Below are 17,362 nucleotides of genomic sequence, written 5' to 3' on the forward strand. Positions count from 1 at the left end.
CACAGGGAGTTACTATGCTTATTTCGCGTATTTACAATGACGATGAAGGAAAAAGTCACTTTGGCGAAGTGGATATTCCCTTGCAAGATGGCGGTCCGATTGGTCTATTATCAGAACGTTTTGACGCAGGCACCGTGATTTTTAGGGAAACACCGGCAGACTACGACTTTAAATGGCATCCCGCCCCCGCAAGGCAACTTTTGTTTATCATTAAAGGCCGCGCTGAATTTAAAGTTTCTAATGGCGAACGGCGAGTCTTCGGCGCAGGTGATGTTTTGCTTTTAGAAGATACCGAGGGTGAAGGCCACTGCAGTCGTGCCATGTATAACGAAGTTCGCCACTCCATTTTTGTTACTCTGCCAGAGCACGTCTCGTTCTAAGATTAAGCAATAAACAAGGTTAACGTTTCAACGTTTCGTAAAGTCTATATAGCGGCAAACTCGCCCAATTGGTGAAGCCTTTCACCATTTGGGTGCAATCGAGTTAACTGCCATTTAATCTAATCCATACTCTCTCACCATCAACGGCAAAAACTCGTTGCATATCAGTGCAATAAAAATGTCACAGCACACATGACCAAGTGGTCAACAATTTGCAGAATAGTTTGCAATAATGACCCGCAGATCCCTGTTCCATTTTACTAAGAGTATTTGCACACGTGTTTTTCCGTTCTGTTTTAATTTCTACCACTTTATTATTTTCTTCTGCATCAGCCGTTTTTGCTTCTGAACCTAGCGTCGATTCGTCTATGTCGACCTGGTTCCGCGACTTCAAACAACAAGCTACTGAACAGGAGTTGTATCAGTTCGTTCATGCCCTGCCGAAAGGGGGCGATTTGCATCACCATCTTTCTGGTTCTGCGTTCAGCGAATGGTGGTGGGAACTGGCTACGTCGCCTGCGTTGAATGGCGGTTATGAATACTATACCCGCACTGCCCTCACGCTATGCGATGGCTACGATGCTGATCCGTTCGCACTATCCGCGCCCTATTTGCTTTTTAAAAATCTACAGAAAACGTCTTACGATGCGCTGTCATCTTGCGAAAAGAAAGGCTACAAGAAGCTGACGTCGCTAACGGAAGAAGAGAAACAGGCCTGGCTTGACAGCATTCGCCTTGACCGACCAAGCGAAGGTCGTGACGCATTTTTTCAAACACACTGGCAACGGCTAAACGAACTGTTTCGCAATCCCACCATTCTCGGCGAGTTGCTGATTAAAAACATGCAGGCTTACGCCGCCGAGAACGTACAGTATTTTGAAACCCAAACTGGGGTTCATGGCATGCTGAACCCAGACGGTACCGTGATGGTCCCAGAAGAAGCGCTGGCAATTTTAGATGCCGCCATTCACAGTGAACGCGGCGAAGAAACCGGCGTAACAGTGAAATTTCAATATGCTTTAGTGCGCTTCCTGCCTAATGTAGAAGAACTACTGAAAGACCGCTATGCCTTTGTAGATGCGCACCGCGAGCACTATGTGGGCATTAACCTTGTTGGTCGTGAAGATAACGACAAAGGTTACCCTCGTCGCTTCTTGCCTGTTTTTCGCGAGTTGCGCCGAAACCTGCCTGGCGTTCCTCTGTCTATTCATGCTGGTGAAGTAGACGAACCGAATCAGCATGTACGCGATACCCTGTTGATGGGGGCAGACCGTATTGGCCATGGCCTTAATACCATCACCGATCCGGATACTTTATTGCTCATGCGCCACGGCCCTTATCTGATTGAGATTAATCTTATTTCGAATCTGTTACTGGAATACGTGGACGACTATGCCAACCACCCTTTCGGTGAATATCTACGATTAGGGATCCCAGTAGCCCTGTCTACCGATGATCGGGGGATGTGGGATTCCACCCTAAGTGATGAGTTTTTTGTTGCCGTGTCTGAATTCAATCTGTCATGGAATGAGTTGCGCACAGTGATCACCAATTCAATTTCTCACAGTTTTTTACCTGGAGCAGAAAAAGCCGATGAGCTTTCAAAACTCAATGCCGCACTGGATCGTTTTGCTGAAGCAAGGCTGAAGAAGCAAGCACTACCAGATTACCAGGCACCTCATCAATTTATCTGTCGCTTTAAGCCGGCAGTCTGCAACACCACAAGGAAGACGGAATGAGTGACAACCATGAATTGCTTTACGGCCTTGAAGACAGGCCCGCCGCTATCAAAACGGTAACGGCGGCTTTTCAACATGTCCTTGCCAGTTTTGTGGGTGTCATCACGCCCACCCTCATTATCGCAGCCGCGTTAGATTTACACGCACATATTCCTTTCCTCGTCAGTATGGCGCTGTTTGTTTCAGGCATTGGCACCATCATTCAGACAAAATCTTTCGGCCGTATTGGTAGCGGCCTGGTTGCGGTTCAGGGCACCAGTTTTGCATTTGTTAGCGCACTCATTCTGGCCGGTATTACCGTGCGTCAACGTGGCGGTTCCGACGACGACGTGATGGCGTTATTACTTGGCATCACCATGGCAGGGGCCATGGTTGAAGTGGTACTTAGCTTTTTCATCCACAAACTCACACGACTGCTTAACCCGGTTATCACCGGTATTGTTATTACCTCCATTGGATTGTCGCTGATAAAAGTAGGTATGACCGATCTTAACGGCGGCTTTGGAAGCGTAGACTTTGGCCAGTTGAATCATGTGAGTTTGGGTTTATCTGTCCTCTTTGTGATTATTTTTCTGAACGCTTCGAATAATCTATGGGTTCGACTGAGCGCAATTTTTATCGGTATGGCGCTGGGTACTCTTTGCGCGTGGAGTTTCGGTAACGTGTCGTTTGCGCACTTGTCATCCCTACCGGTTCTGGCCATTCCTACACCGTTTAAATACGGTATCGACTTCGATTTTGCATTGTTCCTGCCATTGGCGTTAATTTACCTGTTCAGTGCCCTGGAAACCGCAGGCGACCTTACTGCCAATAGCGTGTTCTGCAATCAGCCCATTACCGGGCCAGTTTATCTAAAGCGCATTAAAGGCGGTATTCTGGGCGACGGTATTAATTCTGTTTTAGCCGCTTGCTTCAACACGTTTCCCAATACTACCTTTGGACAGAACAACGGTGTGATTCAGCTAACCGGTATTGCAAGTCGACGAGTGGGTATTGCGATTGGTGGCTTTTACGTACTTTTTGGCATCTTCCCTATAATCGGTGGCATTCTTCAGGCTATCCCTAAAGCCGTACTTGGCGGTGCAACCCTTGTTATGTTTGCTATGGTGGCAGTGGGTGGTCTAAAAATTCTTATGCAACAGAACTTCGATCGCCGTACTAGCTTAATCACTGCCTCAGCACTGGGATTAGGCATGGGCGTGATGATGGTACCGGAGATGACCCTGGGTTTTCCGCAGTGGCTGGGTAACATCATCGCTTCTCCGGTCACACTGTCTGGCCTGACAGCGGTATTTCTCGATATGACGTTGCCTAAGCAGGTGCATTTACCAGATCTCAACACGCAGAACAATTCCCCAAAAGAACAAAAGAAATCCCCTCCTGATTTAGTGCAGAATACGCGCCTTTCGCACCACGAGAGTGCAAGTTAGTCCATTTTAACAGCAAAGTTTCGCACGTTAGTTCTCTTAATTTTTTCTGCAAACAAATTTAAATATTGTAAATCATAGATTTACAGAAGATTTTAATCCTGACCAATTGGACAACATTTTGGCATCTAACGTGCTACGTCATGTTCGGCATTTGTAAGCCGCCCGTCAGAGGCAGTTAACTTAAAACAGAGGAAAATCATGAAACACACCCAATTTGCGGTATCGCCGTTAACCAGAGCCATTGTATTTGGTCTGGCACTGGCACCAGCTTCTGCCTTCGCACAGGAAGCTACCCCTCCTAGCGACGAAGACGTCGAAAAAATCGAAGTTACGGGGTCACTAGGCAGCTTACCGGGTCAGGATGTTGAAGCCGTATTTGGTTTTGGTAAATCTATCCTGGAAACACCACGTTCTGCATCCACTATCTCCGATGAGCAAATGGAACGTTTTAACGTATCTGATATTGACGAGCTGGTGGCATTTGCGCCTGGTACATTCACTCAGTCTTTCTTTGGCGTAGCCGGTTCTTTGGATATTCGTGGTAATCCTGGTGAAGCTTACTTCCGTGGCGTTAAGCGCCTTGATAACCCAGGTAACTACCCAACACCAATCGGTGCTTCAAGCCGCATCGATATTGTTCGTGGTCCGGCATCACCTATTTATGGCCCGGCAAAAATTGGTGGTTATCTGAACTTCAATCCTAAGTCGGCTGCGGTTGGTCGCGGTAAATACATTGACGAACCAACAGGTGCAATGTCTTACACCATGGGTAGCTGGGATAAAAGTGTACTGACCGCTGAAGTTGGCGGACCTGCAACCCTGGCAGGTAAAGACATGGGTTACTACCTGTACGGTGAAATCGAGAACTCCGATAGCTACTACGATAACACCCAAACTGACCAAACCATTGTCCAGGCTGCATTCGATGTAGACGTAAGCGATAACATCAATGTTCAGTTTGGTGGTATGTACCACGACTATGCAGGTAACCAGGTTGCTGGCTGGAACCGACTGACACAAGATCTCATCGACAATGGCACTTATATCACCGGTACCGCGAAAAACATCGATACCGATGGCGATGGCTCTATTTCTCACCAGGAATATGATGCGGTTGAAGGGTTAATTAACCCATTCATCTTCCCGAGCCCTGCAGGCATGACGGCGGCTGACTTCGATGATTTGATGCAACTGGATAACCCTGGTACTGCGCAGCTTTCTGGAAATCAGGTTCTGGTTGCTGCTGATGACCGCCTGGAAAACGAAGTAACCACGCTTTATTTCGACGTGATCTATTACTCAGATGCTAACTGGGAAGTTAAAAACCAGTTGTTCTATGAAGCGTATGAGAACATCAACGAAAACGCCTATGGTTTTTCACAGTTCCACGATAGCTGGGTTGTAGAAGACAAACTGGTATTCAGTGCAGATTACGAGTTCGATTCATTGTACGCTCAGGTACAGGTTTCGCCTTCCCTGCGTTACACCGACTTTGAACACGGCGACGATTTCCACCATGAATTCTTCGACCGTCGCGATCTGACCATGCCATCAACGGCGCTGGACAGACGTTTACTGTCTACCCGCACCGATTCCGACTATACCGATTACTACATCGGTAACTACCTCGATTTAGGTTTCGCGGTAATGACCGATTTAACCTGGGATTGGGGTCTTAATGTTGTCCTTGGTGCACGTTACGACAGTGTCGACCTGGAAAGCCGTATTCCTGTAGACAAATTGCTGTTCGGTAACGGTTCTAACTCGTTTATCAGCTTGTCTGAAGACGGCCAGTCGATTCTTGGATTTGGTGGCGAAGGCGACGTGACTGCGCCGGTTCAGGCATCAAACACACTGGATGGCACATCATGGAATGCGAGTATTTCCTATAACACGCCATTTGGTTTGATTCCTTACGTGACCGTTGCCGACCAGACAACCCTGGTTGCCGGTCAAGGCGCTGAGATCTGGACATCGAACATCGAGTCTGGTGCAGCCATGGATACCTCTGAATTGGTTGAATATGGTGTGAAAGGTTCATTCCTTGAAGATACCCTGTACTTCGCGCTGTCTATTTACGAGCAGGAACGTACCGACCTCAACTCTCAGATGGTGATCACAAACAACACCACTAAAACAGAAGGTACTGAGTTTGAGCTGCGTTGGGTAGTAAACGAAAGCCTGGTTGTCACCGCCGGTTACTCTAATACCGAAGTGACCAACATCACGGCATTGGATAACGGCTTCCAATTTGGTTTCCTCGGTGCTGAAGACTTCCCTGATCTGGAAGATCCTTCTGCTATCTACGGTGGTTTACCAATTGGTAACTTCGCTGTAGGCGCTGGCAGCAGCAACCCTGGCGCAATCAAGGCGGGCGTGCCTGAGAACATTTACTCTTTGACAGCCACCTATGATTTCCAGAACGGTTTCGCCAGCAGCGTTAGCGTAATTGATGCTGACTCCACCAAATCTGGTTTCTCTGGTGCGGTAACGCTTCCAGCGTACACGCTGGTTAACGCCGGTATTTCATATCAGTCAGAAAATTTCGATGTTAACTTAACAGTGAAAAACCTGACAGATGAGCGCTATTTCCGTGCAAACTTCCCTGACCTCTTCGGTGGCCAGATAGTACTGCCTGAACTGCCTCGTCACTTCAACATCAAGTTTGGCTATAAGTTCTAAGGCCCTTGTTGTTATTCTATACGGCATGCAATCGCATGCCGTTTTTATTTCAGGAGAGTATTTTGAAGCAATTGTTATTGGGTTTGGCGGGTCTTTTCCTGTTGCAGGCATCGCCTTTCAGTCATGCAGCAAACGCCCCATTAAAAGTGAAAGCCGTTGTTGTTACGATGTTTGAAATTGGCGAAGATGAAGGCGATAAAGCCGGTGAATTTCAAATGTGGAAGGAACGCTACGGCCTTGATACACACTATCCGTTTCCGCAATCTTTTCATGACATCTACGCTAACGAAGATAAAGGCGTGCTTGCCATTGTTACAGGCATGGGCACGGCACGGGCATCCTCTGCCATCATGGCGCTGGGACTCGATCCTCGCTTCGATTTAACGCAAGCCTACTGGCTGGTAGCCGGTATTGCGGGCATGGATCCCCAAGACGGCACCATTGGTTCCGCCGTTTGGACCCGTCACCTGGTCGACGGCGACCTTGCACACGAAATTGATGCGCGGGAAATACCAGAAAGCTGGCCTACCGGCTACTTCCCACTGTTCGCTAATGGTCCGCAAACCGATGCAGGCCGCCCTGCTGTTAACGGCGAAATGTACAAACTGAATACTGACTTAAGTGAGTGGGCGTACAACCTCACCAAATCGCTAAAGTTGATGAATACCGACGCCATGGATGAACTGCGCGCTCGCTACAAAAATTATCCTAATGCGCAAAGCATGCCCAAAGTCATAATTGGCGATCACCTTGCGGCTTCCACGTTCTGGCACGGCAAGCTGCTGAACGACTGGGCCAATGACTGGGTATCGCTGTGGACCAAAGGTGAAGGTAACTTTATGACTTCTGGCATGGAAGACACTGGCAGCTATCAATCGATGATTTATCTCGATCGTGCAGGAAAAGCAGACAAAAATCGCTTTATGGTGCTTCGAACGGCAAGTAACTTTACTATGCAGCCAGAAGGCCTTACCGCTGCTGAAAATCTGGCGATGGAGCGTGAAAACGGTGGATACGCTGCCATGGTACCGTCGTTAGAAGCGGCTTATCTTGTTGGTAGTACGGTAGTAAACGAGTTGATTAAAAATTGGGATAAATACCAGACCCAGACACCAGAGTAACCGGGTCGCTACTGACCACAGATAACCATACTAAAACGCCGCTGAAAGACAGCACTTTCAGCGGCGTTTTTTAACGTTGTGGCAGAGATATTATCAACATCGACTTACGCAGCGGGCGGATTCAGCCCTCAGACGCGTTTACACGCGACAGCATCCACCTTTTCAATCCACTTTTGTTTTTCTTCATCAGACAGGAAACTCGCGGTAAAACTGTTTTTCGCCAGTTGTCGACACTGTGATTCCGTCATTCCTAAAGCAACATCCAGCGCTTCAAAATTTTCATTCAAAAATCCGCCGAAATATGTTGGATCGTCAGAATTCACCGTAACCAACAAACCTGCATCCAGCAGCTTGAGGATATTGTGCTGGGTCATATCGTCTATCACGCACAGCTTTAAGTTGCTCAGCGGGCACACAGTAAGCGGGATTTGACGATGCTTAATTAATTCCATGAGCTCTTCATCTTCCTGACACCGAACACCATGGTCGATTCGATCTACACTTAACAGATTAATAGCCTGCCAAATGTAATCGGGCGGCCCTTCTTCACCTGCATGAGCAACCACCTTAAACCCTAAGTTTCTGGCTTCCGCAAATACACGCTCGAATTTTTCTGGTGGGTGTCCCAATTCAGAACTGTCTAACCCGACGGCATCAATAACATCGTACCAGGGCTCGGCGTCCTGTAGGGTTTGTAGGGCCTGCGCTTCACTTAAATGGCGTAGGAATGACATGATAAGTTTCACACTTATTCCGTACTCACTCTCAGCAACCTGAATCGCTTTTAAAAACCCTTTCATAAACGTAGAAAACGGTACGCCTCGATCTGTATGGGTTTGCGGATCGAACATGATTTCTGTGTGAACCACATTTTCCTGATGGCACCGCTGTAAATAAGCCATCATCAATTGATAAAAATCGTCTTCGTCGCGAAGGACGTCCGCGCCGGCATAATACAAATCTAAAAAACTCTGTAAGTCAGAAAAGTTGTAGGCCTTTTCAATTTCCTCAACGGAATGATACGGCAGCGAAATACGATGTTTTTGCGCCAGCTCCCACATGAGCTGTGGCGACAATGAGCCTTCGATATGAAGATGTAGTTCGGCTTTTGGTAAAGCACTTATCAGATGTTTTAGCGACATAACACTGTTTCCTCGTCGCGGACCCAACCTGACATGGATTAATTCCGCATAGCCTCGTAATGAAGGCGTGTTTGTTATCTATTTCTCTTGCACCAAAATAACACAAAGCGCATCACATTGTGCTTCTTAATGGTGAAACTGGGGACTTTACATGCCTTTTTTGCCCCGAAATTTGTTACAATCTCGCGCAACAAGTTGATGAAATTTATCAAGGTTTTCTTGTGAACACTTAATATTATTCAGTGAAATCAACAGGCCGAACTTCATCAGCTGATACAGAGCTGAAAAGAAAGCATAATTTAAACCATTTTTGACTAAATGGTCAGGAATTTGCACAACCAGCCGCAGTAATAACGATAAAAATCAGAGAAATCTCATGACAAGCACATTTCTGGACAGGCTGTTCAAATTACAGTCCCATGGAACTACCGTTAAAACGGAAGTGATTGCCGGCTTAACCACTTTCGCCGCCATGTCTTATATTCTGGTAGTTAACCCTGGCATCCTCGGACTCAGTGGCATGCCCGTTGCCGGACTCATCACCGTCACCGCCCTTGCTGCATGCTTAGGCAGTTTATTGATGGCTGCGATGACGAACTACCCCATCGCACTCGCGCCCGGTATGGGCCTCAACGCATTCTTTACTTTCAGTATTTGTATGGGTCGGGAAGTCCCCTGGGAGGCTGCGCTGGGTATTGTATTCTGGAACGGCATCTTGTTTTTGTTGCTTACGCTTACCGGTGTGCGAACCAAAGTCGCTGAAGCCGTTCCCCCTTCACTGAAGGTAGGTGTGCAATGCGGCATAGGTTTGTTCATTGCCTTTATCGGCTTAAAAAATGCGGGCCTGGTCGTCGATAACCCTGCAACATTTGTGAGCTTAGGCGATTTATCCGACCCAGCAGTCATGCTGGCGTTCGCCGGTATTTTGCTCACCATTGTAGTGGTAATGCGAAACATTACTGGCGGCATCTTACTGTCGATTGTCATTTTGTCGATTATTGGTGCATTTATTCCAACGGAGAATGGTTATCTTACCACCCATCCTGATGCCATTTTTGGTATGCCCGACCCTATCGATGACACGTTTTTTGCAATGGATATCTGGTATCCCATCGAACATTTTGATGAGACCTGGGATCTGATTTTTGCGCTGATGTTCGTAAACATGTTCGACACCATTGGTACATTAATAGGCGTTTCGCGTCGTGCCAACCTGCTCGACAAAGAAGACAAGCTTCCGAAAATTGGGCCCGCGATGACCGCTGACGCGTCTGCCAGTGTCGTCGGTGCAGCGCTCGGTACCTCACCGGTAACGAGTTACGTTGAGTCAGCTGCCGGCGTATCCGCAGGCGGTCGCACGGGTTTGACAGCGGTGGTTACCGCGCTGTGTTTTGTACTGGCCTTGTTTCTTACACCATTAATGAAAGTGATTCCGTTAATGGCCACAACACCAGCGCTGATCATGGTGGGTATTTTGATGATGGATTCTATTCGCCAGCTGGATTTTGACGATTTAGGCGCATTGGCAACAGCATCGGTGGCCTTGTTAGCCATGCCTTTAACGTTCAGTATTTCTGAAGGTATCGCCCTTGGTTTTATCACTTATGTAGTCACCATGGCTGGCAGTGGCCGTGCTAAAAAAGTGAGTAAAATTACCTGGACATTGGCGTTGGTTTTCCTGCTGCGTTACATCTTCGACCTCAAGTAGCCGCCAACCATACGAACCTAATAAAAAGGCCTCAATGTGAGGCCTTTGGTTTATCTGTTACTGAAACGAACCATGTCATGCATTCCACTTACGCTATTTTAAAGCGGAAAATGCGCTTTCCAATGTAAAGCAATTTCTTCTCGGGTAGCCAACCAAACTTTGTCATGGCTTTGCACATATTCAATAAAACGTTTCAGTGCGGCCAGTCGAGCTGGACGGCCTATAATTCGGCAGTGCAAGCCAATCGACAGCATCTTAGGGGCCGTCGCGCCTTCCTCATAAAGCACATCAAACGCGTCTTTCAAATACTGAAAGAACTGTTCCCCGCTATTGAAGCCCTGAGGGGTAGCAAACCGCATGTCATTGGTATCCAGCGTGTAGGGCACCATGAGTAACGGCTGCCCATTCTGAATGTCGTAATACGGCAAATCATCTGCGTAGGAATCGGCGCAGTAAAGAATATCATCCCGTTCAGCAATGAGCTTCAGTGTATTCGGGCTGGTGCGGCCGGTATACCAACCTGCAGGTTTTTTTCCGGTGAGCTTTTGATGCAATTTAACAGCGTCTTCGATTTGTTGCCGCTCGGTGTCGACATCCATATCCTGAAAATGAATCCAGCGCATGGCATGGCTGGCAATTTCCCAGTCGGCCTCTATCATGGCTTTTAGCGCTTCAGGGTGGCGTTCCATCGCCATGGTCACGCCAAACACCGTGACCGGTATATTTTTCTCGGTAAGTAAGCGATGCAATCGCCAAAAGCCCGCACGACTGCCATATTCGTACAACGATTCCATGCTGAGATGGCGATCAGGATAAGGTTGTGCGCCAACAATTTCAGAAAGAAAAATCTCTGAATGGGTATCGCCGTGCAACACGCAATTTTCGCCACCTTCTTCGTAGTTCACTACAAATTGCAGGGCAATACGTGCATTTCCCGGCCATTTCGGATTGGGCGGGTTTGCGCCATAACCAATTAAATCCCGGGGGTAACGGGTCGCCTCTTCACTCATCGTGTTTCAATCCTGTATTTTTCGGGTACGTCCAAGCCGCAGCCATTTAATGTCAGCGTAACCAGGTGTTTTGTTGCTTCTGCGAAATCTGCTTTTTTCATCTTTGCGCCGCGAAGTCGCGTAATTTGAATAGAAAAATCCGCATAATGCTGCGTACTTGCCCAAATATTGAAAAGCAGGTAATGCGGATCGATAGGCTGCATTTTTCCTGACAAGATCCAGCTATTGATAATAGAAACTCGGCCTTCCATCCACTCGCTGTGCTCTTCATCGAAGTAGTTATTCAGGTTCGGCGCACCATTAATGATTTCCATAGCAAAAATTTTAGAGGCTAAGGGATTGGTTCGAGATAACTCCATTTTTTCAGCGATGTAGTCGGCTAACATCTCGGCCGGCTCATCATTTACCGTGGCGCGGTCGAAACTGGAGTTCCACAGCGTCATGGTTTCCTTTAATACTGCGAGATAGAGTTCTTGCTTTGTTTTGAAGTAATACAGCACATTGGTTTTGGGCAAACCGGCCTGATCTGCGACTTGTTGTACAGATGTGCCTTTGAAGCCTTGTGCTGCAAACGCTTTTTCGGCGGCAGTGAGGATAATTGCACGATTTCGGGCTCCTACACTGGCATCCACTTTAGTTGCTTGACTCATGACAACTTACGATTCCTGTTAATTCGGTCAAACCTGACTATTCAGTCATAGTGCCACAGTTACCAGATTAGATGGGATTTTTTTACGCCTGATCGGGCCACAGGCCGCGAACCCCGCTGTGCACAAATCTTGCAGTACTCTAGACCAAATGGTCAGACTAGCTATTAGGTCCAGTTCTAACGTCGGCAAATCCAAAAAATTGCGTGTCGGCGCATCATTAAAGTGCACTTTATGGTGCAATTGCACCGTAATGAAACGTAATGCTAGATATGACCTTTTTTTACCATAAATATTTGACCAAATGGTCTACTTTTAATTATAAAATGCAGATATAGTAATGCGTTCAAGCGATTTTAAAAATACATGGAGTTCGGTATGGTCCGTTTTCTGTTGAACAATGAACCTGTCGAACTACAGGTCAACGACCCAAATATGACTGTGTTGCGTTTCTTAAGGGAACGTCAGCGTAAAACCGGTACTAAAGAAGGGTGCGCTGCTGGTGATTGCGGTGCCTGCACAGTGGTTGTTGCAGCACCAAACGATGAAGGGAACTCACTGTCCTACACTACGATAAATAGCTGTATTGCTCTGCTCTCGTCTTTGCAGGGTAAACAACTTATCACTGTTGAGGATCTTGCCGACAAACAAGCACTGCACCCGGTTCAGGCCTCAATGGTCGAGCATCATGGTTCCCAGTGCGGCTTCTGTACGCCGGGTTTCGTTATGTCAGCATTCGCCCTTTATCACAATGCGAGTAACCCTCATCGGGAAGAGGTCGTTGATGCCCTTTCGGGTAACCTTTGCCGGTGTACGGGCTATCGGCCCATTATTGATGCTGCGCTATCGGCGTGTGCAGATAAAACCGACGACAAATTTGATGCCCAACAATCGCAAACATTGGAAAAGCTGGCTGCGTTAGCGCAGCAAAGCACTCCGGCGGTTAACGCAAAATTACTCATGCCTGCTACCCGCGTAGCCCTAAAAGCCGCCATTGCTGCAAACCCTGATGCACCTCTCGTGGCCGGCAGCACCGATCTGGCATTAGAAATTACGCAGAAGAATATCCATTTCGAATGCCTGATTAGTCTTTCGCAAATGGCAGCGCTTAAAACCATTGCTTCCGATGACCAGGGCATTCATATCGGTGCCGCGGTGCCGCTAAGCCAGGCAATGGAAACTCTCATTCAGTTTTATCCATCACTGAAGGAATTGTTCACCCGGTTTGCATCGCTGCCGGTGCGTAATCAAGCGACCTTGGGCGGCAACGTGGCTAACGCCTCGCCTATCGGGGATACGCCACCGCTGTTGCTGGCATTAAACGCGCAAATCATTGTCGATGATGGCATCGCCGAGCGCATGATTGCTGCGAAGGATTTTTTCCTCGGTTACCGGAAAACTGCGCTCAAAGCAGGCGAATGGATTAACCGAGTCACTTTCCCATTGCCCGTAGCCAACCAGCATTTAGCCGCCTATAAAATTTCTAAGCGCATGGAAGATGATATTTCTGCGGTACTGGCGATTTTTAACGTTGTAATTGAAGATGGTGTGGTATCGAAGGTAAGCACAGGCTTTGGTGGCGTGGCAGCCACCCCTGTACATTGTGCGCCGTTAGAACAGGCGTTAACCAACCAAAACTGGCAGGACGCTGCATGCAAGACAACCGGTAAGCAAATTCTCACCGACGCGTTCAGCCCCATCGATGATGTTCGCGCAACCGCCGCCTACCGAAAACAGGTTTTAGGGAATTTGTGGCATCGATTCTGGCTAGAAAACCAAGCTAACAACGCTATTGAAACACGGGTGGTGACCCATGCGTAAACTTGTCCAAACCTTACCCGGTATCGACCATCCAACCCGTCAGCAAAATAGTCCCCTTGGGAAAGATAAGTCACACGAAAGTGCGGTTCGTCAGGTTAGCGGGCAAGCGCGTTATGTCGACGATATGCCAGAACCCGCCAATATTGGCTATGTCGCGCTTGGCACGAGCGAATGTGCTGCCGGTAGGATTGTATCTATCAATCTTGACGCTGTGCGCGAAAGTGACGGGGTTATTGACGTTATCACCATCCGCGACATTCCCGGTCATACCGATATCGCGCCCGTTTTTGATGGCGACCCGGTACTGGCTGATGAAGAGATTTTATTTTATGGCCAGCCCGTTTATGCGGTATTGGCAAGCACCACGGAACAAGCACGCTCAGCAGCTGCAAAAGGTGTTATTACGGTTAGCGATGGCTCTCCTACCCTCACTGTCGGTGACGCATTGGCGAAGCAGTCCTTTGTGCGTCCTACCCATGTTATTGGCAATGAAAGTGCAATTTTAACGGTTAACAGGGCAGCCCATCAGCTATCAGGCTCATTGTTTGTTGGCGGTCAGGAGCACATGTATCTCGAAGGTCAGGTATCTATGGCAATTCCTGAAGAAGAAGATCGCATGATGATTTACACCTCAAGCCAGCACCCCAGCGAAGTACAGAAACTGGTGGCAGAGGTGTTGGGTACGAAGTTACACCGGGTTACCGTTGACATGCGACGCATGGGAGGCGGCTTTGGCGGTAAAGAAAGCCAGGCAGCGCAATGGGCCTGTATTGCCGCCGTTTTGGCGCAACGTAATGGTTTGGCAGTGAAGTGTCGTTTGCCCCGCTCTTTAGATATGTCGGTCACCGGCAAGCGTCACCCATTTGAAAATAGCTGGCGAATTGGGTTTGATGAAAACGGCATGATTCAGGGCGCAGACATCACCGTAAACGGAAACTGTGGCTACAGTGCAGATTTATCTGACGCCATTGTCGATCGCGCCATGTTCCATGTGGATAACGGTTATTTTCTTGGCGACAGCCATGTTGTCGGCCACCGTCTAAAAACGTCCTATGTTTCTCACACAGCTTACCGCGGATTCGGTGGCCCTCAGGGCATGATCGTCGCGGAAGCCATGATGGACGGCATCGCCCGTAAGCTAGGCGAAGATCCACTGACCATCCGTAAGCGCAATTTATACGGAGAAACCACCGGCAATACTACCCCTTATGGCATGGATGTGGGTTTTAATCTGCTACCCGACATGATCAGTAAATTAGAGGCCAGCGCGGATTACTGGCAGCGCCGTGAAGCGATAACCGCCTTCAATAAATCCAGCCCTGTCATCAAAAAAGGCTTAGCGATGACACCGGTTAAATTTGGCATTTCGTTTACTGCCAAACACCTTAACCAGGCCGGTGCATTAGTTCATATTTATACCGACGGCAGTATTCAGGTGAATCACGGTGGCACAGAAATGGGTCAGGGTTTGCATACGAAAATCGCCCAAATTGCCGCCCATGAATTCGGTGTCGATACTGCTGACATCGAAGTTACCTCTACCCGCACAGACAAGGTGCCTAATACCTCGCCCACAGCCGCATCTTCGGGCACCGACTTGAACGGTAAAGCCGTACAAAATGCCTGTATTACGTTGAAAGAACGTTTAATTGACTTCTGGGCGGCGGAGTGTGGCGTGTCGCCAGAAGGCGCGAAGTTCGAAAATTATCAGCTGACCATTGGCGAACACACTATCGACTTCCCAGCGCTGATCCAAGCGGCGTATCTGGGACGCATTTCACTGTCGAGCACTGGTTACTATCGAACGCCGAAAATCTACTACGACCGTGAAACCGGCACCGGCCGCCCCTTCTTTTACTTCGCTTATGGCGTTGCGGCCTCAGAGGTGTCAATAGATACCCTCACAGGGGAATACAAAGTAGAAAAGGTGGATATTCTGCACGATGTAGGAGCCAGTCTTAATCCGGCTATTGATGTTGGCCAGATTGAGGGCGGCTTTATACAGGGCATGGGTTGGCTCACCAGTGAAGAACTGAAGTGGGACGACCGCGGCCGCCTTACCTCCAACAACATGGCTACCTATAAAATTCCTGCCATTGGCGATACCCCTGCAGAGATGAAAGTGAACCTGTATCGTCGCCCCAACGATGAAGACAGCATTTACCACTCAAAAGCAGTGGGTGAACCCCCGTTCATGCTGGCGATATCGGTATGGTGTGCACTTAAAGATGCGATTGCCAGCCTCAATGACTACCAAACCGATCCGTATCTGCCTACCCCTGCCACGCCTGAGAAAGTGCTTGATGCAGTCATGGCTATGCAGGCAAAGAGCGAGAGTGATGCAGCATGATGCGCCCTCGTACCTGGTTTGAAGCCATTGGCTATTGCCATCAACATAGCGAAGCCTACGTGTTAGTTACCGTGCTTAGCGCGGCGGGCTCCGTACCTCGGGAACAAGGCGCTAAGATGGTGATCACCGGCGACAGTCAATACGACACTATCGGCGGCGGTCATCTGGAGTTCGATGTGGTGAACAAAGCCCGCGCTTTCCTTGCAGAAAGCAATACGTCTCAGCATATCGAATCATATCCGCTCTCCAGCAAGCTGGGTCAGTGTTGCGGCGGCGCAGTAAAAGTGCTGTTTGAAATTAAAACCAGTCACTGCCAAACGCTGGCAATTTTTGGTGCTGGTCATGTGGCGCAAGCACTGGTATCCATTCTTGCGCAATTGCCACTAAGCATTCGATGGATTGATAGCCGTGATGCGGTTTTCAGTGCGATAAATATTCCGCAGGGTGTGTCCACGATTGTCGATGAACAGCCGCAAGGAGAACTGGCCTTGTTGCCAGCAAACAGCTGGGTGCTTATTCTCACCCACGACCACCAACTTGATTTTACATTGGCAGAAACCGCTCTAAAAGCGGGACGGTTTCCTTACGTCGGCATGATTGGTTCAGATACAAAAGCCAAGCGCTTTCGTACCCGTCTTGCCCATCGCGGCTTCGATGATGCCGCTCAGCAGCCGCTGGTGACGCCGGTGGGCAATCTGTCTATTCCCGGCAAGAAGCCTATAGAAGTGGCTGTTTCGATCAGCGCTCAAATTATTGCGCGTTTAAACACCCCGGACGAAGCAATTAACCGAACCATTACCAAGGACACAGCGATAGTATGAATGTGAAAGCACTCAACGCCCTGCCCTGGCAAGATGCAAAAAGCTGGTTTACCCAAACCTGTGCCGCTCAGCGCTGGGCCACCATGATGACCGACGACCGGCCCTATAAAAATGAGGAAGAAATACTCAGCCATGCTAACCGCGTTTGGTCAGGCATGGAAAAAGACGACTACCTGGAAGCTTTCACCGCCCACCCAATGATTGGCGATTTGGACAGTTTGCGGAGCAAGTTTGCCAATACCCGCACATTGGCCGCGGGTGAACAGTCTGGCACCGCTGAAGCCAGTGAAGCCACGCTCCTTGCCTTACGTGAGAAAAATCTGGCTTACCGTGAAAAACATGGTTTTATTTTTATTATCTGCGCTACCGGATTATCAGCAGAAACCATGCTGAAAGCACTGGAGACGCGTTTAAGTAATACCACCGCGCAAGAAATGGAAAACGCTGCAGCAGAGCAAATAAAAATCACCTGTTTACGTATTTCCAAAGCAATGAATTCGGAAGGATAACT

At 48.4% G+C, this 17,362-nt stretch carries 13 protein-coding genes; 10 read left to right on the forward strand and 3 right to left on the reverse strand.

Going from position 1 to position 17,362, the window contains the following annotated elements:
- Window positions 1-14: 14 nt before the first annotated feature.
- The 5 genes from ACXAGX_RS15400 (at window position 15) to ACXAGX_RS15420 (ending at window position 7,352) form a co-directional block, all read left to right on the forward strand.
- The gene (locus tag ACXAGX_RS15400) at window positions 15-380 is read left to right on the forward strand and encodes an AraC family ligand binding domain-containing protein (protein ID WP_070123613.1); all 366 of its coding nucleotides are present in this window, start codon (window positions 15-17) and stop codon (window positions 378-380) included.
- A gap of 368 nt (window positions 381-748) precedes the next feature.
- Window positions 749-2,119, forward strand: coding sequence for an adenosine deaminase family protein (locus ACXAGX_RS15405; protein WP_474839394.1), 1,371 nt, complete (start codon window positions 749-751; stop codon window positions 2,117-2,119).
- Window positions 2,116-3,549, forward strand: coding sequence for a uracil-xanthine permease family protein (locus ACXAGX_RS15410; protein ID WP_474839396.1), 1,434 nt, complete (start codon window positions 2,116-2,118; stop codon window positions 3,547-3,549). Before ACXAGX_RS15405 ends, ACXAGX_RS15410 begins: the two co-directional genes overlap by 4 nt.
- A gap of 198 nt (window positions 3,550-3,747) precedes the next feature.
- Window positions 3,748-6,231, forward strand: coding sequence for a TonB-dependent siderophore receptor (locus ACXAGX_RS15415; RefSeq protein WP_474818292.1), 2,484 nt, complete (start codon window positions 3,748-3,750; stop codon window positions 6,229-6,231).
- A 62-nt stretch (window positions 6,232-6,293) separates the two neighbouring features.
- Complete coding sequence (locus tag ACXAGX_RS15420) at window positions 6,294-7,352, forward strand: purine nucleoside permease (RefSeq protein ID WP_474839398.1); 1,059 nt, start codon at window positions 6,294-6,296, stop codon at window positions 7,350-7,352.
- A 128-nt stretch (window positions 7,353-7,480) separates the two neighbouring features.
- Here ACXAGX_RS15420 and ACXAGX_RS15425 read toward each other — a convergent pair whose 3' ends face one another.
- The gene (locus ACXAGX_RS15425; protein WP_474839400.1) at window positions 7,481-8,494 is read right to left on the reverse strand and encodes an adenosine deaminase; all 1,014 of its coding nucleotides are present in this window, start codon (window positions 8,492-8,494) and stop codon (window positions 7,481-7,483) included.
- Between the two features lie 376 nt (window positions 8,495-8,870).
- Between ACXAGX_RS15425 and ACXAGX_RS15430 the strand changes: the two genes are divergently transcribed.
- A complete protein-coding gene (locus tag ACXAGX_RS15430; RefSeq protein ID WP_474839402.1) occupies window positions 8,871-10,202 on the forward strand; it encodes an NCS2 family permease in 1,332 nt (443 codons plus the stop codon).
- Between the two features lie 98 nt (window positions 10,203-10,300).
- Here ACXAGX_RS15430 and puuE read toward each other — a convergent pair whose 3' ends face one another.
- Entirely contained in the window at window positions 10,301-11,212 is a 912-nt protein-coding gene (puuE, locus tag ACXAGX_RS15435; RefSeq protein WP_474839404.1) for an allantoinase PuuE, read from the reverse strand.
- Window positions 11,209-11,862, reverse strand: coding sequence for a TetR family transcriptional regulator C-terminal domain-containing protein (locus ACXAGX_RS15440; RefSeq protein ID WP_474839406.1), 654 nt, complete (start codon window positions 11,860-11,862; stop codon window positions 11,209-11,211). Before ACXAGX_RS15440 ends, puuE begins: the two co-directional genes overlap by 4 nt.
- A 375-nt stretch (window positions 11,863-12,237) precedes the next feature.
- Here ACXAGX_RS15440 and xdhA point away from each other — a divergent pair, with 375 nt between their 5' ends.
- The 4 genes from xdhA to uraD are packed head-to-tail and all read left to right on the forward strand — an operon-like array spanning window position 12,238 to window position 17,360.
- Entirely contained in the window at window positions 12,238-13,680 is a 1,443-nt protein-coding gene (gene xdhA, locus ACXAGX_RS15445; protein WP_474839408.1) for a xanthine dehydrogenase small subunit, read from the forward strand.
- Entirely contained in the window at window positions 13,673-16,030 is a 2,358-nt protein-coding gene (xdhB, locus tag ACXAGX_RS15450; protein ID WP_474839410.1) for a xanthine dehydrogenase molybdopterin binding subunit, read from the forward strand. The genes xdhA and xdhB overlap by 8 nt, the downstream gene beginning before the upstream one ends.
- The gene (gene xdhC / locus ACXAGX_RS15455; protein ID WP_474839412.1) at window positions 16,027-16,851 is read left to right on the forward strand and encodes a xanthine dehydrogenase accessory protein XdhC; all 825 of its coding nucleotides are present in this window, start codon (window positions 16,027-16,029) and stop codon (window positions 16,849-16,851) included. The genes xdhB and xdhC overlap by 4 nt, the downstream gene beginning before the upstream one ends.
- Window positions 16,848-17,360: a 2-oxo-4-hydroxy-4-carboxy-5-ureidoimidazoline decarboxylase gene (gene uraD / locus ACXAGX_RS15460; protein WP_474839414.1), complete on the forward strand. Its 513-nt coding sequence runs from the start codon at window positions 16,848-16,850 to the stop codon at window positions 17,358-17,360. The genes xdhC and uraD overlap by 4 nt, the downstream gene beginning before the upstream one ends.
- The last annotated feature ends 2 nt before the right edge of the window (window positions 17,361-17,362 follow it).

The organism is Alteromonas sp. ABV4_515 (genome assembly GCF_056160345.1).

Excerpts from the sequence above, each read along its gene's own strand:
- ACXAGX_RS15400 (WP_070123613.1), top strand. The coding sequence starts at position 15 with ATGCTTATTTCGCGTATTTACAATGACGATGAAGGAAAAAGTCACTTT.
- ACXAGX_RS15405 (WP_474839394.1), top strand. The coding sequence starts at position 749 with ATGTCGACCTGGTTCCGCGACTTCAAACAACAAGCTACTGAACAGGAG.
- ACXAGX_RS15410 (WP_474839396.1), top strand. The coding sequence starts at position 2,116 with ATGAGTGACAACCATGAATTGCTTTACGGCCTTGAAGACAGGCCCGCC.
- ACXAGX_RS15415 (WP_474818292.1), top strand. The coding sequence starts at position 3,748 with ATGAAACACACCCAATTTGCGGTATCGCCGTTAACCAGAGCCATTGTA.
- ACXAGX_RS15425 (WP_474839400.1), bottom strand. The coding sequence starts at position 8,494 with ATGTCGCTAAAACATCTGATAAGTGCTTTACCAAAAGCCGAACTACAT.
- ACXAGX_RS15430 (WP_474839402.1), top strand. The coding sequence starts at position 8,871 with ATGACAAGCACATTTCTGGACAGGCTGTTCAAATTACAGTCCCATGGA.
- puuE (WP_474839404.1), bottom strand. The coding sequence starts at position 11,212 with ATGAGTGAAGAGGCGACCCGTTACCCCCGGGATTTAATTGGTTATGGC.
- ACXAGX_RS15440 (WP_474839406.1), bottom strand. The coding sequence starts at position 11,862 with ATGAGTCAAGCAACTAAAGTGGATGCCAGTGTAGGAGCCCGAAATCGT.
- xdhA (WP_474839408.1), top strand. The coding sequence starts at position 12,238 with ATGGTCCGTTTTCTGTTGAACAATGAACCTGTCGAACTACAGGTCAAC.
- xdhB (WP_474839410.1), top strand. The coding sequence starts at position 13,673 with ATGCGTAAACTTGTCCAAACCTTACCCGGTATCGACCATCCAACCCGT.
- xdhC (WP_474839412.1), top strand. The coding sequence starts at position 16,027 with ATGATGCGCCCTCGTACCTGGTTTGAAGCCATTGGCTATTGCCATCAA.
- uraD (WP_474839414.1), top strand. The coding sequence starts at position 16,848 with ATGAATGTGAAAGCACTCAACGCCCTGCCCTGGCAAGATGCAAAAAGC.